At 34.4% G+C, this 22,643-nt stretch carries 19 protein-coding genes and 4 tRNA genes; 1 reads left to right on the top strand and 22 read right to left on the bottom strand.

Annotation, left to right across the window (positions count from 1 at the left end; all coding sequences use genetic code 11):
• Positions 1–2: 2 nt before the first annotated feature.
• From rpoC to NLG42_RS09990, 18 genes are all read right to left on the bottom strand, one after another.
• The gene (gene rpoC / locus NLG42_RS10075) at positions 3–4,313 is read right to left on the bottom strand and encodes a DNA-directed RNA polymerase subunit beta' (RefSeq protein ID WP_089059271.1); all 4,311 of its coding nucleotides are present in this window, start codon (positions 4,311–4,313) and stop codon (positions 3–5) included.
• Positions 4,314–4,571: 258 nt separating this feature from the next.
• A complete protein-coding gene (gene rpoB, locus NLG42_RS10070; protein WP_089059270.1) occupies positions 4,572–8,384 on the bottom strand; it encodes a DNA-directed RNA polymerase subunit beta in 3,813 nt (1,270 codons plus the stop codon).
• 261 nt (positions 8,385–8,645) lie between these two features.
• The gene (gene rplL, locus NLG42_RS10065; protein WP_025572412.1) at positions 8,646–9,017 is read right to left on the bottom strand and encodes a 50S ribosomal protein L7/L12; all 372 of its coding nucleotides are present in this window, start codon (positions 9,015–9,017) and stop codon (positions 8,646–8,648) included.
• A gap of 91 nt (positions 9,018–9,108) precedes the next feature.
• Complete coding sequence (rplJ, locus tag NLG42_RS10060) at positions 9,109–9,612, bottom strand: 50S ribosomal protein L10 (protein ID WP_089059269.1); 504 nt, start codon at positions 9,610–9,612, stop codon at positions 9,109–9,111.
• A gap of 22 nt (positions 9,613–9,634) precedes the next feature.
• Entirely contained in the window at positions 9,635–10,324 is a 690-nt protein-coding gene (gene rplA, locus NLG42_RS10055) for a 50S ribosomal protein L1 (RefSeq protein ID WP_055094620.1), read from the bottom strand.
• A 13-nt stretch (positions 10,325–10,337) separates the two neighbouring features.
• A complete protein-coding gene (rplK, locus tag NLG42_RS10050; protein WP_007807442.1) occupies positions 10,338–10,775 on the bottom strand; it encodes a 50S ribosomal protein L11 in 438 nt (145 codons plus the stop codon).
• A 67-nt stretch (positions 10,776–10,842) separates the two neighbouring features.
• A complete protein-coding gene (gene nusG, locus NLG42_RS10045; protein ID WP_257683655.1) occupies positions 10,843–11,394 on the bottom strand; it encodes a transcription termination/antitermination protein NusG in 552 nt (183 codons plus the stop codon).
• A 10-nt stretch (positions 11,395–11,404) separates the two neighbouring features.
• Positions 11,405–11,602 (bottom strand): preprotein translocase subunit SecE, encoded by a 198-nt coding sequence (gene secE, locus NLG42_RS10040; protein ID WP_008466927.1) that lies wholly within the window; start codon positions 11,600–11,602, stop codon positions 11,405–11,407.
• A gap of 18 nt (positions 11,603–11,620) precedes the next feature.
• Positions 11,621–11,691 (bottom strand) — tRNA-Trp (locus NLG42_RS10035).
• A gap of 59 nt (positions 11,692–11,750) precedes the next feature.
• The gene (gene tuf, locus NLG42_RS10030; RefSeq protein ID WP_089059268.1) at positions 11,751–12,938 is read right to left on the bottom strand and encodes an elongation factor Tu; all 1,188 of its coding nucleotides are present in this window, start codon (positions 12,936–12,938) and stop codon (positions 11,751–11,753) included.
• A 55-nt stretch (positions 12,939–12,993) separates the two neighbouring features.
• Positions 12,994–13,065, bottom strand: a tRNA-Thr gene (locus NLG42_RS10025).
• 75 nt (positions 13,066–13,140) lie between these two features.
• Positions 13,141–13,221: transfer RNA gene (locus tag NLG42_RS10020), tRNA-Tyr, on the bottom strand.
• Between the two features lie 63 nt (positions 13,222–13,284).
• A tRNA-Thr gene (locus tag NLG42_RS10015) sits at positions 13,285–13,358 on the bottom strand.
• Between the two features lie 90 nt (positions 13,359–13,448).
• Positions 13,449–13,751: a ribosome hibernation-promoting factor, HPF/YfiA family gene (gene hpf, locus NLG42_RS10010; RefSeq protein WP_089059301.1), complete on the bottom strand. Its 303-nt coding sequence runs from the start codon at positions 13,749–13,751 to the stop codon at positions 13,449–13,451.
• Positions 13,752–13,785: 34 nt separating this feature from the next.
• Positions 13,786–14,679, bottom strand: a complete 894-nt coding sequence (locus NLG42_RS10005) for a tyrosine-type recombinase/integrase (protein WP_257683654.1) — start codon at positions 14,677–14,679, stop codon at positions 13,786–13,788.
• A gap of 129 nt (positions 14,680–14,808) precedes the next feature.
• Entirely contained in the window at positions 14,809–15,003 is a 195-nt protein-coding gene (rpsU, locus tag NLG42_RS10000) for a 30S ribosomal protein S21 (protein WP_089053855.1), read from the bottom strand.
• A gap of 186 nt (positions 15,004–15,189) precedes the next feature.
• Positions 15,190–16,332 (bottom strand): acyl-CoA dehydrogenase family protein, encoded by a 1,143-nt coding sequence (locus NLG42_RS09995; protein ID WP_257683653.1) that lies wholly within the window; start codon positions 16,330–16,332, stop codon positions 15,190–15,192.
• 14 nt (positions 16,333–16,346) lie between these two features.
• Positions 16,347–17,234, bottom strand: coding sequence for a ComEA family DNA-binding protein (locus tag NLG42_RS09990; RefSeq protein ID WP_257683652.1), 888 nt, complete (start codon positions 17,232–17,234; stop codon positions 16,347–16,349).
• Positions 17,235–17,508: 274 nt separating this feature from the next.
• Here NLG42_RS09990 and NLG42_RS09985 point away from each other — a divergent pair, with 274 nt between their 5' ends.
• Positions 17,509–18,960: an amino acid permease gene (locus NLG42_RS09985; RefSeq protein WP_089059265.1), complete on the top strand. Its 1,452-nt coding sequence runs from the start codon at positions 17,509–17,511 to the stop codon at positions 18,958–18,960.
• An 80-nt stretch (positions 18,961–19,040) separates the two neighbouring features.
• Here NLG42_RS09985 and NLG42_RS09980 read toward each other — a convergent pair whose 3' ends face one another.
• The 4 genes from NLG42_RS09980 to NLG42_RS09965 form a co-directional block, all read right to left on the bottom strand.
• Entirely contained in the window at positions 19,041–19,268 is a 228-nt protein-coding gene (locus NLG42_RS09980) for a PspC family transcriptional regulator (RefSeq protein WP_007810860.1), read from the bottom strand.
• Positions 19,269–19,370: 102 nt separating this feature from the next.
• On the bottom strand, positions 19,371–20,639 hold the full coding sequence (locus NLG42_RS09975; protein WP_257683651.1) for a DUF2851 family protein: 1,269 nt from the start codon (positions 20,637–20,639) through the stop codon (positions 19,371–19,373).
• Between the two features lie 75 nt (positions 20,640–20,714).
• The gene (locus NLG42_RS09970) at positions 20,715–21,197 is read right to left on the bottom strand and encodes a 3'-5' exonuclease (protein ID WP_089059263.1); all 483 of its coding nucleotides are present in this window, start codon (positions 21,195–21,197) and stop codon (positions 20,715–20,717) included.
• An 84-nt stretch (positions 21,198–21,281) separates the two neighbouring features.
• Positions 21,282–22,643 carry a pyridoxal-phosphate dependent enzyme gene (locus NLG42_RS09965; RefSeq protein ID WP_089059262.1) on the bottom strand — a complete coding sequence of 454 codons (1,362 nt, stop codon included), beginning with the start codon at positions 22,641–22,643 and terminating at the stop codon, positions 21,282–21,284.

Raw genomic sequence — 22,643 nt, 5'->3', positions numbered from 1 at the left:
AATTAATAAATATATTCTTCTTTATTAGCCATCATTTCGTTGTAATCGTCTTTAGATCCTACGATAGTATTATCGTACTCTCTCATACCAGTTCCCGCAGGAATTCTGTGTCCAACAATTACATTTTCTTTTAATCCTTCTAAATCATCTACTTTACCAGCTACTGCAGCTTCGTTAAGTACTTTCGTTGTCTCCTGGAATGAAGCCGCAGAAATGAATGATTTAGTTTGTAACGAAGCTCTTGTAATACCTTGTAAAACTGGTGTTGCAGTTGCAGTAATTACGTCTCTTGCTACAACAAGATTTTTATCATTTCGTTTCAATAATGAATTTTCATCACGTAATTCACGAGGAGAAATTATCTGACCTGGTTTCAATACTGAAGAATCTCCAGCATCTTCAACTACTTTCATACCATATAATTTATCGTTTTGAACGATGAAATCTTTAGTGTGAATTAATTGATCTTCTAAGAATAAAGTATCACCTGGATCCTGAACTCTTACTTTACGCATCATTTGACGAATTACAACCTCAAAGTGCTTGTCATTAATTTTTACCCCTTGTAAACGGTAAACCTCTTGAATTTCATTTACCAAGTACTGTTGAACAGCAGCTGGACCTTGAATTCTTAAGATATCATCTGGTGTAATTGCACCATCAGACAATGGAACTCCCGCTCTTACGAAGTCATTTTCTTGTACTAAGATTTGGCTAGAAAGTTTAACTAAATACTTTTTAATCTCACCAAATTTAGATTCGATAACGATCTCACGGTTACCTCTTTTAATTTTTCCAAAAGAAACAACACCATCAATTTCAGATACAACCGCTGGGTTTGAAGGGTTACGAGCCTCAAGCAACTCAGTAATTCTTGGTAAACCTCCCGTGATATCGCCTGCTTTAGAAGAACGACGTGGGATTTTTACTAATACTTTACCTGCTTTAATTTTCTCACCGTTTTCAACCATAAGGTGTGCACCTACTGGTAAGTTGTAAGAACGAATCAATTCACCTTCTTTACCGTAAACCAATAAAGTCGGGATTAATTTTTTGTTTCTAGCCTCAGAAATTACTTTTTCTTGGAAACCAGTCTGCTCATCGATCTCAACCATGAACGATTGTCCTTGCTCTAAATCTTCGTAAGCAATCTTACCTGTAAATTCAGAAACAATTACACCATTATAAGGATCCCATTTACAGATTACACTTCCTTTACCAACGCTTTCTCCGTCTTTTACAAAAATACTTGATCCGTAAGGAATGTTATGTGTATTTAAAACAATTCCAGTTTTCTCGTCAACCAATTTCAATTCAGTTGAACGTGAAACCACGATATCAACAGAATTTCCTTCGCTGTCTTCTCCTTTTACTGTTTTTAAGTCTTCAATTTCAAGTCTACCAGCGAATCTTGTAACAATACTAGACTCTTCAGAAATACCTCCAGCAACCCCTCCAACGTGGAACGTACGAAGTGTTAACTGTGTACCTGGCTCTCCAATAGACTGAGCTGCAATAACTCCGACAGCTTCACCTCTTTGTGTCATTTTACCAGTAGCTAAGTTTCTACCGTAACATTTAGCACAAATACCTTTTAAAGCTTCACAAGTTAATGGAGATCTAACTTCTACTTTTTCAATTGGAGAAGCTTCGATAGTTCTCATAATTGCTTCAGTAATTTGTTGACCAGATTGAACTAGTACTTCATTAGTAAGTGGATTTATAACATCTTGCAATGCAACACGTCCTAAAATTCTTTCTCCTAATGATTCAACAATTTCCTCATTTTTCTTCAATGCAGCAACTTCAACACCTCTTAAAGTTCCACAATCTTCAATGTTAACAATAACATCTTGAGAAACGTCATGAAGCCTTCTTGTTAAGTAACCAGCATCGGCCGTTTTAAGAGCCGTATCCGCAAGACCTTTACGAGCACCGTGAGTAGAAATGAAGTACTCAAGGATCGAAAGACCTTCCTTAAAGTTAGAAAGAATCGGGTTTTCAATAATCTCACCACCACCGGCAGTAGATTTTTTAGGCTTAGCCATCAAACCACGCATACCAGTTAACTGACGAATCTGCTCCTTAGAACCCCTCGCTCCAGAATCAAGCATCATATATACAGAGTTGAAACCTTGTTGGTCTTCTCTAATATTTTTCATTGCTAATTCTGTTAACTGAGCATTCGCTGAAGTCCAAACGTCAATAACTTGGTTGTAACGCTCGTTATTTGTAATAAGACCCATGTTATAGTTAGTTGAGATACCTTCAACTTGTTCTCTAGCATCTGCAATTAACTTAGTTTTTTGTTCTGGAATTCTAATATCACCTAAAGAGAATGATAAACCTCCTCTAAATGCAAATTTATACCCCATATCTTTCATATTGTCCAAGAAAGCTGCCGTTGTAGGTACATCAGTCACACTTAAAATGTGTCCAATAATATCTCTAAGGTTTTTCTTAGTCAATACATCATTGATATATCCAGCTGCTTCAGGTACTACTTCGTTAAATAATACACGTCCTGCAGTTGTTTGAATAATTTTGTACACTAATTCTCCAGCGTCATTAAAATCTTTTGCTCTAATTTTCACACGAGCATTCAATTCTAATCTTCCTTCGTTTAATGCAATGTTTACTTCTTCAGCAGAATAGAAAGTTAAGTCTTGACCTAAAATTATATGTTCTGGTGTTGAGATACGTTCTTTGGTCATATAATATAGACCCAAGACCATATCCTGAGAAGGTACAGTAATTGGCGCACCATTTGCAGGGTTAAGGATATTGTGAGAAGCTAACATTAATAATTGCGCCTCTAAGATAGCCTCTGGTCCTAATGGTAAGTGAACTGCCATCTGATCCCCATCAAAATCGGCGTTGAAAGCCGTACATACTAATGGGTGTAATTGGATTGCTTTTCCTTCAATTAATTTTGGCTGGAAAGCTTGAATACCAAGTCTGTGTAACGTAGGAGCACGGTTCAGTAATACTGGGTGTCCTTTAATTACATTTTCTAAGATATCCCAAACTACTGGCTCTTTTTTGTCTATGATTTTTTTAGCAGATTTTACTGTTTTTACAATACCTCTTTCAATCAATTTACGGATAACGAAAGGTTTGTATAATTCAGATGCCATATCTTTTGGCAATCCACACTCATATAATTTTAACTCTGGACCAACAACAATTACCGAACGAGCAGAATAATCCACACGTTTACCAAGTAAGTTTTGACGGAAACGTCCTTGCTTACCTTTTAATGAGTCAGATAATGATTTTAATGGTCTGTTTGATTCTGTTTTAACAGCAGAAGCTTTACGAGTGTTATCAAATAATGAATCTACAGATTCTTGTAACATACGTTTTTCGTTTCTTAAGATAACTTCTGGAGCTTTAATCTCCATTAATCTTTTCAAACGGTTGTTACGGATGATTACACGACGGTATAAGTCATTTAAATCTGAAGTTGCAAAACGACCTCCATCAAGTGGCACTAGCGGACGTAATTCTGGTGGAATAACAGGAACCACTTTCATAATCATCCACTCAGGACGATTTTCGCGGTTTAAGTTAGACTCACGGAAAGACTCAACAACTTGTAATCTTTTTAAAGCTTCAGTTTTACGTTGTTTAGATGTTTCGTTGTTAGCACTGTGTCTTAATTCATAAGATAAAGCATCTAAATCAATTCGAGCTAATAAATCCATAATACACTCTGCTCCCATTTTGGCAACAAATTTATTAGGATCTAAATCATCTAAATATTGATTTTCTTGCGGAAGAGTATCTAAAATATTTAAGTATTCTTCTTCAGTTAAGAAATCTAATCTTTGTAAAGATTCTCCATCTGCATTTTTAGCAATACCAGCTTGAATTACTACGTATCTTTCGTAGTAAATGATCATGTCTAATTTCTTAGATGGAAGACCAAGGATATAACCAATTTTGTTAGGAAGAGAACGGAAATACCAGATATGAGCAATTGGCACAACAAGGTTGATGTGTCCTACTCTATCACGACGTACTTTTTTCTCAGTAACTTCAACACCACAACGGTCACAGATGATACCTTTGTAACGAATTCTTTTATATTTACCACAAGCACACTCAAAATCCTTAACTGGTCCGAAGATTCTTTCGCAGAAAAGTCCGTCACGCTCTGGTTTGTGAGTTCTGTAGTTGATAGTTTCTGGCTTTAAAACCTCTCCTCTTGATTCTTTCAAGATTGATTCTGGTGAAGCCAATCCAATAGAAATTTTGTTAAATCTTTTTACTGGATTCTTATCTTTATTATTGTTTCTATTATTCATCATAGTTTTTACTATTGATTTATTTGCAATTAAAAAATTGATTTGAGATTTATAATCTACTCTTTTAAAATTAAGAGTTAATCATTCAGCTACTACCTCGGGTTACTTCTCTAAACTTCAAAATTAAATCTGAAGCGCTAGTTATAAAATGTCTAACATTATTATAAAAAATCGGAACGGGTTACGGGTATAAATCTTTAAAAACTTTTATAAATGAGTAATCAGTCCCATTAAAAAATGAGACTGATTACAAAACTTTTATTATTCTTCTAAACGAATGTCTAGTCCAAGACCTTTCAATTCGTGCATCAATACATTGAATGATTCTGGTAAACCTGGTTCTGGCATAGACTCTCCTTTTACGATAGCTTCGTAAGTTTTAGCTCTACCAATAACGTCATCAGACTTAACAGTTAAGATTTCACGTAGTGTACTAGAAGCTCCATAAGCCTCAAGTGCCCAAACCTCCATCTCTCCAAAACGCTGACCTCCAAATTGAGCTTTACCTCCAAGTGGTTGCTGCGTAATCAATGAGTATGGTCCGATAGAACGTGCGTGCATCTTATCATCAACCATATGTCCTAATTTAAGCATATAAATTACACCCACAGTCGCTTTTTGTGCAAAACGCTCACCAGTTCCACCATCATAAAGATAGGTATGTCCGAAACGTGGTACGCTAGCTTCATCAGTCAAAGCATTGATCTCGTCAAGAGAAGCACCGTCGAAAATTGGAGTAGCAAATTTTCTACCCAAATTCATACCAGCCCATCCAAGAACAGTCTCATAAATCTGACCAATGTTCATACGTGAAGGTACCCCAAGTGGATTCAATACGATATCTACTGGTGTTCCATCTTCTAAGAAAGGCATATCTTCATGACGAACGATTCTTGCAACAATACCTTTGTTACCGTGACGTCCTGCCATTTTATCACCAACTTTTAACTTACGTTTTTTAGCGATATAGATTTTAGCCAATTTCAAGATTCCAGATGGTAATTCATCTCCAACTGTAATAGTGAATTTCTCTCTTCTTAAAGCTCCTTGTAAGTCGTTCAGCTTAATTTTATAGTTATGAATTAAATCGTTAACCATTTTATTAGTAGCATCATCAGCAACCCATTGACCTTTGCTTAAGTGAGCAAAATCTTCTACTGCGTAAAGCATTTTTTGAGTGTACTTTTTACCTTTTGGTAAAACTTCTTCACCCAAATCGTTCATTACACCTTGAGATGTTTTTCCGTTAACGATCAAGAATAATTTCTCAACCAATCTGTCTTTTAATTCAACAAATTTAGTTTCGAATTCCATTTCTAAAGCGCCTAAAGCATCTTTATCCTGAGTACGTTTACGTTTATCTTTTACGGCTCTTGCAAATAATTTTTTGTCAAGAACTACACCATGTAAAGATGGAGAAGCTTTTAATGAAGCATCTTTTACATCACCTGCTTTATCTCCGAAGATTGCACGAAGCAATTTCTCTTCTGGAGTAGGATCTGATTCTCCTTTTGGTGTAATTTTTCCGATAAGAATGTCGCCAGGTTTAACCTCTGCTCCAATTCTAATCATACCGTTTTCATCTAAATCTTTAGTAGCTTCTTCAGAAACGTTAGGAATATCGTTTGTTAACTCTTCGTTTCCTAACTTAGTATCTCTAACCTCTAATGAATAATCATCAACGTGGATAGATGTAAAAATATCATCACGAACTACTTTTTCAGAAATTACAATCGCATCCTCGAAGTTATACCCTTTCCATGGCATGAACGCAACTTTTAAGTTTCTACCTAAAGCTAATTCACCATTTTGAGTAGCATATCCTTCTGATAATACTTGTCCAGGAATAACTCTGTCACCTTTTCTTACGATTGGTTTCAAGTTAATACTTGTACCTTGATTGGTTTTTCTAAATTTAATAAGGTTGTATGTTTTCTCATCAGCATCAAAACTAACCATTCTCTCGTCTTCTGTACGATCGTATTTAATAGTAATGATATTAGCATCAACATATTCAACAGTTCCATGCCCTTCAGCATTGATTAATACTCTTGAATCTGAAGCTACTTGACGCTCTAAACCTGTACCTACGATTGGTGCTTCAGGACGGATCAAAGGAACTGCCTGACGCATCATGTTAGATCCCATCAATGCACGGTTCGCATCATCATGCTCCAAGAAAGGAATCAATGACGCAGAAATCGATGCAATCTGGTTAGGTGCAACGTCTGTATAATGAACTACAGATGGCTCAACAACTGGGAAATCACCTTCCTCACGAGCAATAACATTGCTAGCTGTAATTTTACCAGTTTCGTCCATTTCAATGTTTGCCTGAGCAATCATTTTTCCTTCTTCTTCTTCAGCACTTAAGTAAACTGGAGTACTTTCTAAATCAACTACACCATTAGTTACTTTACGGTATGGAGTTTCGATGAATCCCATTCCGTTTACTTTAGCATAAACACCAAGAGATGAAATCAAACCAATGTTTGGTCCCTCTGGAGTTTCAATCGGACATAAACGACCATAGTGTGTATAGTGAACGTCACGAACCTCGAAACCAGCTCTCTCTCGCGAAAGTCCACCTGGTCCAAGTGCAGAAAGTCTTCTTTTGTGTGTAATCTCAGCTAATGGATTCGTTTGATCCATAAATTGAGATAACTGGTTAGTACCAAAGAAAGAGTTGATAACTGATGATAATGTTTTAGCATTAATCAAATCAATTGGTGTAAACACCTCGTTATCTCTAACGTTCATTCTCTCACGAATAGTTCTAGCCATACGTGCTAAACCAACACCGAATTGTTGAGACAATTGTTCTCCAACTGTTCTAACACGACGGTTTGATAAGTGATCAATATCATCAATCTCTGCTTTAGAGTTGATCAATTCGATCAAATATTTTACAATTGTAATGATATCTTCTTTGGTAAGCACTTGCTTATCCATAGGGATATCTAAATTTAATTTTTTGTTCATTCTATAACGACCAACTTCACCTAAGTTGTAACGTTGATCAGAGAAGAATAATTTATCTATAATACCACGAGCAGTTTCCTCATCAGGCGGTTCAGCGTTACGCAACTGACGGTAAATGTGCTCTACAGCTTCTTTTTCAGAGTTTGTTGGATCTTTTTGTAACGTGTTGTGGATAATAGCATAATCTGCTTGGTTATTATCTTCTTTATGTAACAAAATAGATTTAACGTTAGAATCGATGATCTCTTCAACATTATCTTTATCGATAATTGTATCACGATCAAGGATGATTTCGTTACGTTCGATAGAAACTACCTCACCGGTATCTTCATCAACGAAATCCTCGTGCCATGTGTTCAATACACGTGCAGCAAGTCTTCTTCCAATATATTTCTTAATACCAGTTTTAGAAACTTTAATTTCTTCTGCTAAGTCGAAAATTTCAAGGATATCCTTATCTCTTTCGAACCCGATTGCACGGAATAAAGTTGTAACAGGTAATTTTTTCTTTCTATCGATATAAGCGTACATTACACTGTTAATATCTGTAGAAAATTCTATCCAAGAACCTTTAAAAGGAATTACCCTAGCAGAATAAAGCTTTGTTCCATTTGCGTGGAATGATTGCCCAAAGAAAACTCCAGGAGAACGGTGCAGCTGAGATACTACTACACGCTCAGCACCATTGATAACAAAAGTACCGCTTGGAGTCATATAAGGTATTGTTCCAAGATAAACATCTTGTACAATAGTTTCAAAATCTTCGTGTTCTGGATCTGTACAGTATAGTTTTAACCTTGCTTTTAAAGGCACACTATAAGTAAGACCTCTCTCTATACATTCTTGAATTGTATAACGTGGCGGATCAACAAAATAATCTAGGAATTCCAATACAAAGTTATTTCTTGTATCTGTAATTGGGAAGTTTTCCATGAAGGTGTTGTATAACCCTTCGTTGCCTCTTTCGTCAGATTTCGTTTCTAATTGAAAGAAATCTTTAAAAGATTTAACCTGAACATCTAGAAAATCTGGATAGTCAGGGATATTTTTTGTAGAGGCAAAATTCAATCTTTCAGTCTGATTTGTTATCATCAATGGACAAAATTTTGATTAAAAAAAGTAATTTTTTTGTGTAAAACACACTGTTTAATCTATACTTTCTTATTATAATCAATACATCTTTAAAAATAAACCAAAAGTGAGTTCAATTTTTTTTCTTCGTATTGATCAAAAACTTTTTCGTATTTTAAACTATTTGATAATAAAACTTGATATATTTTATTATACGAAAAATGGTTTAGGCCTTTGAGTGTTAACTCAGGACCTAAACCTAGTTCTTAAAACTGTGTTGAATTATTTAAGCTCAACTACAGCTCCAGCTTCTTCTAATGATTTTTTAAGACCTTCAGCCTCTTCTTTAGAAACACCTTCTTTAACAGTACTTGGAGCACCATCAACTACATCTTTAGCTTCTTTCAAACCTAAACCTGTAAGTTCTTTAACTAATTTTACAACTGCTAATTTAGAAGCACCAGCTTCTTTTAATACAACTGTAAATTCAGTTTGTGCTTCTTCAGCAGCACCTTCTCCACCACCAGCAGCAACTACTACAGCTGCAGCAGCAGGCTCGATACCATACTCGTCTTTTAATATTGTTGCTAATTCGTTAACTTCTTTAACTGTTAAGTTAACTAATTGTTCTGCGAATTGTTTCAAATCTGCCATTTTTTCTATCGTTTAAAATGATTTGTAAAATATAATTTATTTATTGTGCGCTAATTAAGCAACAAGGAAATAACTCCCTTGCGGTGAATTATTATGCCTCAGCCTCTTCTTCGCTTCCTGCGAATTTGTTTTGTAAAGCTGAGATAATTCTTTGTGCTGGTGACTGCAATAATCCAATAAGTTCTCCAAGAAGTTCTTCTTTAGATTTAATAGTTGCTAATGCATCTAATTGATCATCTCCAATGTAAATTTCAGAGTTAATATAAGCTCCTTTTAATACAGGTTTACCCGATTTTTTTCTGAAATCTTTAATTATCTTTCCAGGTGCATTTGCAACATCTGAAATAAATATAGCACTATTACCAGTCAATACTGAAGGTAAATCTCCATAGTCATTAGCAGAAGCTTCCATTGCTTTTGCAAGCAAAGTGTTTTTTACAACCTCTAATTTAATACCTGCTTTAAAACAAGCTCTTCTCAAGTTTGAAGTTGTTTCTGCATTTAATCCAGAAATATCAGATACATAAATAATATTTGTACCAGCTAACTGTGCAGTTAAATCTTCAATCGCGATTGATTTTTCTTCTCTAGTCATACTAAAAATTATTAACTACCAATTATACTGCTTTAGGGTCCAATGCAATTGCAGGACTCATAGTGCTTGTAAGGTGAATACCTTTAATGTAGGTACCTTTAGCAGCAGTTGGTTTAAGTTTGATTAATGTTTGAATAATTTCGTGTGCATTGTCATAAATTTGCTCAGCTCCAAAAGAAACTTTACCAATTCCTGCATGTACGATACCAGTTTTGTCAACTTTAAAGTCAATTTTACCAGCTTTAACCTCTTGAACAGCTTTTGCAACATCCATAGTTACAGTACCTGTTTTAGGGTTAGGCATTAAACCTCTAGGTCCTAAAATACGACCTAATGGACCTAATTTACCCATAACAGCTGGCATAGTGATGATAACATCAACATCTGTCCAACCATCTTTAATTTTTTGCAAGTAATCATCAAGACCTACATAATCAGCCCCAGCTTCTTTAGCTTCCGCTTCTTTATCTGGAGTAACTAATGCTAATACTTTAACGTCTTTACCAGTTCCGTGAGGTAATGTAACTACACCTCTAACCATTTGATTCGCTTTTCTTGGATCAACACCCAAACGAACTGCGATATCAACAGACTCATCAAATTTTGCAGAAGCTATAACTTTAATTAATGCAGCAGCATCTTTTAAAGAGTATAGTTTGTTCTTTTCAATTTTTGAAGCAGCCTCTTTTTGCTTTTTTGTTAATTTTGCCATTTCTTTCTCTTAATTAAAAAGGAGCATCTCCTGATACAGTTATACCCATAGATCTAGCAGTTCCAGCGATCATGCTCATTGCAGATTCGATTGTGAATGCATTTAAATCTACCATTTTATCTTCAGCAATTGCTTTGATAACGTCCCAAGTAACACTAGCTACTTTTTTACGATTTGGTTCACCTGATCCAGACTTTAGCTTTGCAGCTTCCAATAATTGGACAGCAGCTGGAGGAGTTTTTACAACAAAATCAAATGATTTGTCTTTATACACAGTAATTTGTACTGGGCATATTTTGCCAGGTTTATCTTGTGTTCTAGCATTGAACTGCTTACAGAACTCCATGATATTAACCCCAGCAGCTCCTAAAGCAGGTCCAACCGGTGGCGACGGATTCGCAGCACCTCCCTTAACTTGTAGTTTAACTACCTTACTAATTTCTTTAGCCATTTTTTAAAAAATTTAACACCATAATCATTGGAAGCGATTATAGTGATTATTATAGATGTAACAAAAATTATACTTTTTCAACTTGCATAAAACTCAACTCTAATGGTGTTTTTCTTCCGAAAATTTTTACCATAACTTCAAGTTTACGCTTCTCTTCATTAATTTTTTCAACCGTTCCGTTGAACCCGTTAAATGGTCCATCGATCACTTTAACAGTTTCTCCTAAGTTGAAAGGAATAGCACGAGTGTCTGCATTAACAGCTAACTCATCTACTTTACCTAACATTCTATTTACTTCAGAAAGTCTCAAAGGAACCGGTTCCCCACCTTTGATCTCACCTAAAAATCCAATTACACTAGTAATAGACTTAATAATATGAGGTATCTCCCCAACTAAATTGGCTTCGATCATAACATATCCAGGGAAATAAACTTTATCCTTAGACATTTTCTTTCCCTCTTTTACAGTAACCACTTTTTCTGTAGGTACCAAAACCTGGGAAACATAATCACCCATACCTAATCTGGCAATCTCAGTTTCGATATAAGCTTTGACTTTATTTTCTTGTCCGCTTACAGCTCTAACTACATACCATTTTTTCACATTATTATCTGCCATCACAAAAAAATTATCCTTTTAACCAGTTAAAAAATCCAGCCAAAGCTTTTGCAAAAAATTCGTCTACTCCCCAAGTTGCCAAAGCAAATAGAATCGAAAATACAGCTACAACAATTGTCAATTTTTGAACCTCAGCCCAAGCAGGCCAAGTAACATTTGACTTTAACTCTTCGAAAGCCTCTGATAAATAATTAGTAACTTTTGTCATTTGATATATTTTTTATTGCACGGGCGGAGGGATTCGAACCCCCATCAACGGTTTTGGAGACCGCTATTCTACCCTTGAACTACGCCCGTAATTAAAGCCAGTGATTTCAATTAAGAAAATCAACTGGCTTTTATAATTATTTATAGGATTAACCTACGATTTCAGTTACCTGACCAGCACCTACAGTTCTACCACCTTCACGGATAGCGAAACGTAAACCAACACTCATAGCGATTGGACTTAATAAAGCAACATTAATTGTTAAGTTGTCTCCTGGCATTACCATCTCTACTCCTTCTGGTAAAGTAATAACTCCTGTTACGTCAGTTGTACGTACGTAGAACTGTGGACGGTAGTTATTATGGAATGGAGTATGACGTCCACCTTCTTCTTTTTTCAAGATATAAACCTCAGCTTTGAAAGTAGCGTGTGGTTTTACTGATCCTGGCTTAATGATAACCATTCCTCTTTTGATAGATTCTTTATCAATACCTCTTAACAATAAACCTACGTTATCTCCAGCTTCACCTCTATCAAGGATTTTACGGAACATCTCAACTCCTGTAATAGTAGAAGTTAATTTATCAGCTCCCATACCAATGATTTCAACAGCATCACCTGTATTAGCAATACCAGTTTCGATACGACCTGTAGCAACAGTTCCACGACCTGTAATTGTAAACACATCTTCAACTGGCATCAAGAATGGTTTTGCTACGTCACGCACTGGCTCTTCGATCCAAGCATCAACAGCATCCATTAATTCAATGATTTTTGGTACCCAAGCAGGATCATTATTCAATCCTCCTAAAGCAGAACCTTGAACTACAGGACCATTATCTCCATCATATTCGTAGAAAGATAATAAATCTCTAATTTCCATTTCAACAAGCTCTAACAACTCAGCATCATCAACCATATCCACTTTGTTCATGAAAACAACGATTCTTGGAATACCAACCTGACGACCTAAAAGGATGTGCTCACGAGTTTGTGGCATTGGACCATCTGTAGCAGCAACTACTAAGATAGCACCGTCCATTTGAGCAGCACCAGTAACCATGTTCTTTACGTAATCCGCGTGACCAGGACAGTCAACGTGAGCGTAGTGACGGTTAGCAGTTTCATACTCTACGTGTGATGTATTAATAGTAATACCTCTTTCTTTCTCCTCTGGAGCGTTATCGATTTGATCAAACGATTTTGCTTGACAGTAACCAGCATCTGACAATACTTTTGTAATTGCAGCAGTTAATGTAGTTTTTCCGTGATCTACGTGTCCAATTGTACCTATGTTTAAGTGCGGTTTGGAACGATTAAAATTCTCCTTTGCCATTTTACTTAATTTTTAATCTTAGTTATATATTAATTTTCAATTTCCTACTTACTTGAGCCAATGTCGGGATTTGAACCCGAGACCTCTTCCTTACCAAGGAAGCACTCTACCCCTGAGCTACACCGGCAGAGAGTTCTGATTTTAAATTTTAGCTTTCAGATTTTTAAAAACCTAAAAACCAAAACTTCATCTTCTTTTTTTGTGGGGAGAGCAGGATTCGAACCTGCGAAGTTCACACAGCAGATTTACAGTCTGCCCTCGTTGGCCGCTTGAGTATCTCCCCTAATTTTTAAAATCCAATCTTTTAAAAGAACTTGTTTCAAATCGCATTTGAAACTTTTTTTTGAGCCGATAGAGGGACTCGAACCCACGACCTGCTGATTACAAATCAGCTGCTCTAGCCAGCTGAGCTACATCGGCAATTGCATTAAAAAAGTCCGCTATTTCTAACGGACTGCAAATGTAGCTATTTTATCTTTTAATCAAAACATTTTTTAAAAAAAATTTCAATTATATATGTGCTCTTATTTTTTCTTTCCTCTTTACAAGCAATCGCTCTAATGATTCAGCTGAATTCTCAATAGCTTCCTCAAAGGACTTACACTGCTTCTTTACCAAAAAATCATCTCCCGGAACATTAATCTTAATCTCTACTGCTTTATTCTCCTTATCACTTGTTCTTTCAACTTTCAAAAAAACATCTGCCGAAACAACTCGATCATAATACTTTTCAAGCTTATCCATTCTTTCTTGAATAAAATCAACCAATTTTCTGTCAACAGTAAAGTTAACTGCATGAACATCTACCTTCATAATAATAATTTTAGGGTTAAACATTTCAGAATTATTATTTATTTCTAGGATGCGCATCACCATATACTTTTTTAAGCTCCGCTAAACTATTATGAGTATAAACCTGAGTCGATGCCAAACTTGAATGCCCTAACAATTCCTTAACTGAATTTAAATCTGCTCCATTATTTAATAAGTGAGTTGCAAAAGTATGCCGCAGCACATGCGGACTCTTTTTCACCTTTTCAGAGACCCTACTAAAGTAAGAATTTATTAATCGATACACAAAAGATTCACTCAATTTTAACCCTTTTTTTGAAATAAAAAAATATTCTGAATCCTGAATTTCCTCAAGCAAAAATCTTTCTTTCAAATACAAATCAACCTGACTCACAATAATAGGCAGAAGCGGAATAATCCTTTCTTTATTCCTTTTTCCCAAAACCTTAATAACACCAGAAGACAAATCAACATTTTTCACCTCCAACCCTATCAATTCTGCACGACGAATACCTGTTGTATAAAAAAGCTCCACAACAAGCCTATCTCTTACACCTTCAAAACCTTCCACAAAATCATTCTCAGACACAAAATCCCCCATCTCTTTTTCCGAAAACGGAATTTGCACAATTTTTGGCGTTTTGAGCGCCTTATGCTTCAACATCGGACTAACTTCTATTTGCTTTATTTTTAAAAGAAATTTATAAAAAGCTTTCAAGGAAGCCATTTTTCGATTTACAGACACATTTGAAATTTCTTGATCTACCAAAGAAACAACCCAACTTCTAATCTGACCATAACTAACACCATCAATATTCTCTTGCTCAAACCGCACTTTATTAAACACCTCAAAACAATCCAAATCCGCCAAATAAGCATTAACCGTATGTGGGGAATATTTTTTCTCCAACTGTAAATAATTACGAAAAGCTTCTTTATTTGACTTCATAAGTTTTTTTTCCAACTCATCCAAATTATACACAAACCATTTAGAAAAGGTTCCAAAATAAAAAAACCGCTAGGATCAAAGTTAAAACTTTTTGATCACTAACGGTAATTATTTTAAAAAAGCAGTATACTAACTCTCTAAACCATCTTTCAATGTTTGGATGTAAGCAGCTTTTTGAATTTGAGCTCTTTTGATTACAGAAGGCTTAATAAAAGCAGTACGTGCTCTTAATTGACGAACAGTTCCTGTTTTATCAAATTTTCTTTTATAGCGCTTTAATGCTCTATCGATATTTTCTCCGTCTTTAATTGGTATAATTAACATAATATTGACACCTCCTCTCGTTAAGGCTACAAATGTAAAAATTAATTATTAATTATGAGTCATAAATTTTAAATAATTTTTAAAGCAAAATACTTAAAGATGCAAAAGGCGAAATACACTATAGACAAAGTGAAATGTGAACGACTTAACATCTAAATCTAATTTCCTTTCTAAAATTCCTAAAATCTATTCTCTTAACAAATTTCTTGAGATAACCACTTTCTGAATTTCGGTAGTTCCTTCTCCTATTGTACACAATTTTGAATCTCTATAAAATTTTTCTACAGGAAAATCTTTGGTATAACCATAACCGCCATGAATTTGGACTGCGTCATTTGCAATCCTCACACAGGCTTCTGATGCATACATTTTTGCCATGGCACCTAATGTGGTAACAGGTTTATGCTGTTGCTTCAAATAAGCCGCTTTATGCAACAATAATTCTGAAGCTTCAATTTCAGTTGCCATATCCGCTAATTTAAATGAAATACCTTGGAAACTGCTAATTGGCTGTCCAAACTGATATCTTTCTTTCGAATATTTCAAAGCCGCTTCATACGCTCCTTTTGCGATACCTAAAGACAAAGCCCCTATTGAAATCCTTCCTCCGTCTAAAATTTTCATTGCCTGAACAAATCCTTCACCTACTTCTCCTAATCTATTTGAATCCGACACACGGCAATTATCAAAAACCAATTCAGCGGTTTCACTTGCACGCATTCCTAATTTATTTTCTTTTTTACCTGAAGAAAAACCGGGCATTCCTTTTTCAAACACAAAAGCAGTCATTCCTTTAGAATCTCCTTTTTCACCTGTTCGAACAATAACAACCGCTACATCTCCAGATATACCATGAGTAATGAAATTTTTCGCACCATTTACAATCCAAGAATCTCCATCTCTAACGGCTGTTGTATTCATACCACCGGCATCAGAACCAGTATTATGCTCTGTTAATCCCCATGCACCAATAAATTCAGCTGTTGCCAACTTTGGTAAAAACTTTTTCTTTTGCTCTTCATTTCCAAAAGTCAAAATATGATTTGTACATAACGAATTATGAGCCGCAACCGATAAACCTATTGAAGGATCAACTTTTGATATCTCTTCAACTACTGTAATGTATTCGTGATAACCTAATCCAGATCCTCCGTATTCTTCAGGTACCAAAACCCCCATAAACCCCATTTCTCCAAGTTTCTTAAACAAATCAATTGGAAAAATCTGAGCTTCATCCCACTCCATTATAAATGGCTTTATATTCTTTTCGGCAAAATCTTTTATAGATTGCGCAATCATCGACTGCGTCTCGTTATAATCAAAATTCATTGTTTACTATCTTTTTAGAACTCCAAATATAAACTAATTATTTTTGCTTTTTCAACAGGAAAACCTTTAATTTTTGATAATTCCTCAATATTATTAAAATTTCCGTTCATGCTTCTATAAATTACAATTTGTTTTGCAAGAGAATATTTAAAATATGAAAACTGAGATAATTCTTTTAAGGAAGCATCATTAATCGCTATCTTTTTAAAACCTGAAGGGATGACGGCTCTAAATCGTCGGTTTAATTCAACTATCACCTCAGGCGAAAGTCCCCAAACATCTTCCATCTGCTCCATAGAGACAAAACCTCCTAAAATTTCTTTTTGCTTTAATATTCTTAACGATAAAGCTTCACCAATACCATATATTTTTATCAAATCTTCCTGACTGGCTGTATTAATATCTGCAAGTGCGATATTCACTTTACTAAAAGACATTTTCGAAGGATATTCTTTTTTCTCTATTTTAAACTCATTCTTTTTCTGTGTCCAATCAGGAAATTTAAACAATGGAGAAATTGTTTTTAAAAGCGAATCAGAAATATGTGTCACTTCTTGAAACTCTTCTGCAGAGTTCACATATTTGCTCTCTTTTCGAAAAGCCAACAATCTATCAATTTCTTGAACTGACATGCCAAGCTTATAACCTTTATAATCTGAAATAAAATTTGGATTAAAGGTATATACTTTTGCTTTTTCGTTTAGTTTTTCCATTCTGACCGCATCTATATCTTTTTGCAATGACATCCATTGTTTCTCTCCACCAAAAAAAACTTCTGATTTATTAAAATCAAAAAAGAAATAAAAAAGCTGCAAAATAATTATGACAACAAATAATAAAAAAATACCAGTTCGTTGTTGGCTGGTAAACTTAAAATGCATCTTAATCTTCTTAAAACTCATTGCTTGTATAGATTATTCTATTAATAAAGGGTCTAAAATACAAGAAAACCTTTAAACTTAACAAGAAAATACATTAAAATTTAACTTTTGTCAGAATTATACATTCCGCAAATTTCTCTCAATTAATTTAATGATTGTCAGCTTGTCATAAGCCTTTACCGAGTGTTTCTTTAAAATTTTAAATATTTTATAACTTAAAACATGATAATTGTTTTTATTTTTTACAAAAAACGATACATTTGGAGCTTAATAACAAATAAACCAATATTATAGTATGTCAATTTGGAAAACTAAACCTCTTTCGGTACTGCTCGGTGAAGCATCCGAATCTGAAAAAGGACTAAAAAGAACCTTATCTTCACGTTCGCTTGTTGCACTTGGAGTTGGCGCCATCATTGGAGCCGGGCTATTCTCCTTAACCGGAATTGCCGCTGCAGAACATGCCGGACCAGCTGTAACTATCTCATTTATATTAGCCGCTATAGGTTGTGGTTTTGCAGGACTTTGTTATGCCGAATTTGCTTCAATGATACCTGTTGCAGGTAGTGCCTACACTTATTCTTACGCTACAATGGGAGAATTCATGGCTTGGATTATTGGTTGGGATTTAGTTTTAGAGTATGCTTTAGGAGCCGCTACAGTAGGCGTTAGTTGGTCTCGATACCTATTAGAGTTATTAGCAAAATTCAACATTCATCTTCCTCCGGACTTGATTTGTTCTCCATGGGAAACTTTAACACTTAGCAATGGTACCGTAATTGAAGGTGGAATCGTAAACTTGCCAGCTATATTCATTGTTTCGCTGCTTTCATTATTATTAATTAAAGGAACAAAAGAGTCTGCAACTATCAACAATGTATTAGTTGTTGTAAAAGTGGCTGTAGTTATCGTTTTTATTGTTTTAGGATGGAAATTTATTGATACTAGTAATTACACTCCATATATCCCTAAAAACACAGGAGTTTTTGGAGAGTTTGGATGGTCAGGAATTGCAACTGGTGCAGCAACTGTATTTTTTGCTTTTATTGGTTTTGATGCTGTATCGACTGCCGCTCAAGAAGCTAAAAACCCTCAAAAAGGAATGCCTATTGGTATCTTAGGATCTTTAGTAATCTGTACAATATTATATGTATTATTTGCTCACGTAATGACAGGACTTGTACCTTACTACAAATTTGCTGGAGATGCAAAACCTGCTGCTACTGCATTTGCTGTTACGGGATATGATTTTTTACAAACAGGTTTAATCATTGCAATTTTAGCAGGATATACTTCGGTAATCTTGGTAATGCTTATGGGACAAAGCCGTGTGTTTTATACTATGAGTAAAGATGGTTTATTACCTTCTTTCTTTAGCGAAATACATTCAAAATTCCGTACACCTTGGAAAACTAATGTTTTCTTTTTAGTATTCGTAAGTTTATTTGCTGGGCTAGTTCCTGTAAGTGACTTAGGACACATGGTAAGTATTGGAACTTTGTTAGCGTTTGTTCTTGTATGTATTGGAGTTATGGTAATGCGTTATAAAATGCCTGACGCGCCTAGATCATTTAGAACTCCTTTAGTTCCTTTTGTACCAATTGCAGGAATCCTAATTTGTTTAGCATTGATGTATTCTTTACCAAACGAAAGCTGGGCACGACTAGTTATTTGGATGGCTTTAGGTGTCTTAATATACTTCATGTATGGTAAGAAAAACAGTAAATTAAATAATCCAGAAAAATAATTTTGGACATATAAACAAAAAAAAGGATCTTAAAGCTTTAACCACTTTAAGATCCTTTTTTTATGCTTACTATAAATTAATTACAAATCAAAGACCGAAGTTCTTTTCGCACGTATTAAATCCTTTAATCGAATCCAAAAAGCCAAGGTTAGATAAACTCCAAAACCCAAACCTGCCGTAACAAAAGAGATGTAAATAAAAAATAACCTCACACTTGTTACACGCATCCCAAGTTTGTCCGCTAGTCTTGACGACACATGAAAACCATATTTTTCGAAAAAGAATTTTAATTTTAAAATAGCCGACATTTTTAGATTTTTTTAATCCTAGTAATTATCTTAGGATGAATTTTAGTTTACAAAAATACAAATTATCCAATTGCTCATTTTCTAATTGTTTAATTTATCCAATTATTTTTTTAATAACTCCATTCCAACTGCACATTTCAAGCAAGCTTTTTTATTACAATACTCATTCTTAAGCTCCAATAAAGTCTGAGTTTCGAATGCATTTATTGATTTAACACTAAAAGAAGTGAATTTTTCTATTATTGAGTTCTTTTCTGGAGAGACTTCATTCATAAAGTTAATCAAGTCTTCGGAAATAGATTCTCCAATTATTTTTGAATAAGCAAACTGAATTGGAATAACAGTATTGATGATTACTAAATCAAGAAAAGACTTCGATAATGTTTTTTCTTTCTTCGGACTTTCTTTGTCAAACTGATAATGACTTTTCCAGTAAGAACGTGCAGAAACACTCAGTATTTTGTCAACATCTTTAACTGATTTTAATCTAATGATCTTCGAAAATAAGTTCTGTTGCTTATGATATAACACAGCCAACTGTGAAAGTCTGATTGTTGGAAAATTATCTGGTCTATGCTTAAAAAATTGAAGAGGATCACTGTAAGATCTTTCTAATTGGTATTTATGCAGAAGGTAAAAAAATCTAAATTTTAGATCTTTAAAATACTCATCCTCTTTCTCCTCGTTCAATAAATTGGCTGTCCCAAAAAACAGTGATTCTAAATTTTCTGCCTCAAAACTTTCTTTTCTAATAATTGAAAAAGGAATTGATTTCGCTATCTGCAAGAAAGCAGAACCATTTGTATTTAAGCCGAAATTCTTAGCCAATAAGCAGAATAAAACAGCTTCCCAATCTTGATTAAATTCGTCTAAAAGTTTATAAACAAGTTCAGATTTACGCTCCAATCGCTCAAAAAACAATCTTTCCTGCCAATTTTTAAAAACAAATTTATCAATTTCATTTATCAGTTTTTCACAAGAAATCCAAGTTTTGGTAGAAAGCAAGTTTTGATAATTGGCAACGACTTCCACTTTCACATAATCTTTGAGAACCAGAACTGGAATTTCAGAATTATTTTCTCTAAAAATTGCGGTATCATTTTCCCAAACTACGTGTAGAATCACATTTTCATAAGCTGAATCATTCTCATGATTATGTAAATACCAGTCTGATGATTTTAAATGAATTTCTACATTTCCTGCCCATTTTTGATCTCCAATTTTAATATGAGCGTTAAAAAAATCAGGTCCAGAACACTGCAAATAGTCACCCGTTTTAATAATCGTAACCAATTCACCTTGAACTGTTTTTAAGTTCACAGTATCAAACTTCTTAAATTTCCAGAGGTAATGAAGAAAATCTTCTTTCATTTTTAGATTTTTAATTAAAATAAAAAACTAAAAATAAACAATTTTTACTATTATTCTTACAAAATAAAAATGTTTTTATCGAAGCATATACAATTTTGCACAAGCGCGTGCATCTGACAACGCCTCATGATGATTAAGTTGTATTTTCATTTCTCTGCAGCAGTCACTTAGTTTTGTTGGTTTTAAACCTTTTGCTTTATAAATCTTAACCGTGCATTCCCACTTAGAAGCGATATTTAAATCTTCATAATTTAATCCATAAAGCAACATTGACTTCACTAAAACATTACGATCGAAGCTTTCGTTATGAGCCACAACAACTCTGTTTTTTAATCTTTTTTCTATCTCTGGATAAATCTGTAAAAATGATTTTGAATTAATAGTATCTCTAGGATAAATACCATGAACTCGGATCGTAAATGGATTATATTCGTTATTTGGCGGTTTTATTAGGGTAACAAATTCATCTACAATAATTCCATTTTCGACAGTAACAATTCCCACAGAACACGGATGATAACCTGTTGCTGTTTCAAAATCAATTGCGGTAAAGTTCATTCTAAAAATTTTAAAAGGATAAAAAAATCCATAAATCTGTCTTTAAAAAGCAGATTTATGGATTTATAAAAGTATTAATTTGCTTTATTTAATAGATCCAATAATATCATATTTCGTAATGATATGATGATTTCCATTTCCTAAATCTAATAAAACGGCATCATTTTCTTTTGTAAAAAGCTTAGAAACTTCTTCGATTGGAGTTCCTAATTTTACGATTGGAAATGGTTTCCCCATTACTTCTTTAATTGGTTTTTCTGCTACGTTTTTATCTGCAACATAACTTCTAAATAAATCTGTTTCATCAACAGAACCTACAAAACCATTTATATCAACTACCGGAATCTGCGAAATTTTATATTTACGCATACGCTCAATCGCATGAGAAACCAACTCTTCAGTACGAACAACTATCAATTCTTTATCGATATGATCTTTAATAACATCTTCAGCTTTGGTAACATTCTCTTCCAAGAATCCACGCTCACGCATCCAGTCGTCATTAAACATTTTACCTACGTAACGGCTTCCAGAATCGTGAAATAATACTACTACAACATCATCTGGTTTAAAATGTTCTTTTAACTGCAACAAGCCTTTTATACACGCTCCAGCAGAATTTCCAACGAAAATCGCTTCTTCAAGTGCAATTTTTCTGGTATAAACTGCTGCATCTTTATCGGTTACTTTTGTAAATCCATCAATCAAAGAAAAGTCAACATTTTTAGGTAAAATATCTTCTCCAATTCCTTCAGTTATATAAGAGTAAATTTCGTTTTCATCAAAAATTCCAGTTTCATGGTATTTTTTAAAAACAGAACCATAGGTATCTATTCCCCAAATTTTAATATTTGGATTTTGCTCTTTTAAATATTTTCCTACTCCAGAAATCGTACCTCCTGTTCCAACTCCAACGACAAAATGAGTAATTTTACCTTCTGTTTGTTTCCAAATCTCAGGCCCAGTCTGCTCATAATGCGCTAATGAATTTGATAAATTATCGTATTGATTTACATACCACGAATTTGGTGTTTCTTGAGCCAAACGTTTAGAAACTGAATAGTACGAGCGAGGATCTGTTGGCTCAACGTCTGTAGGACAAACAACAACTTTTGCTCCAACTGCACGAAGAATATCCATTTTTTCTTTAGACTGTTTATCTGATATTACACAGATTAATTTATAGCCTTTAATAATAGCAACAAGTGCTAATCCCATCCCTGTATTACCAGAAGTACCTTCTATAATAGTTCCACCTGGTTTTAATCGTCCATCTGCCTCTGCATCTTCAATCATTTTTACAGCCATCCTGTCTTTTACAGAATTACCTGGATTAAAGGTCTCGACTTTTGCCAATACTAATGCATCAATTTCAGCAACAATCTTGTTGAGTTTTACTAATGGTGTATTACCAATTGTTTCTAAAATATTTTTTGAAAAGTCCAT

Source organism: Flavobacterium plurextorum (assembly GCF_024638035.1).
GTDB classification, from domain to species: domain Bacteria; phylum Bacteroidota; class Bacteroidia; order Flavobacteriales; family Flavobacteriaceae; genus Flavobacterium; species Flavobacterium plurextorum.
Note: the sequence above shows the minus strand (reverse complement) of the source record. Positions and strands in the feature narration are given on the sequence as shown.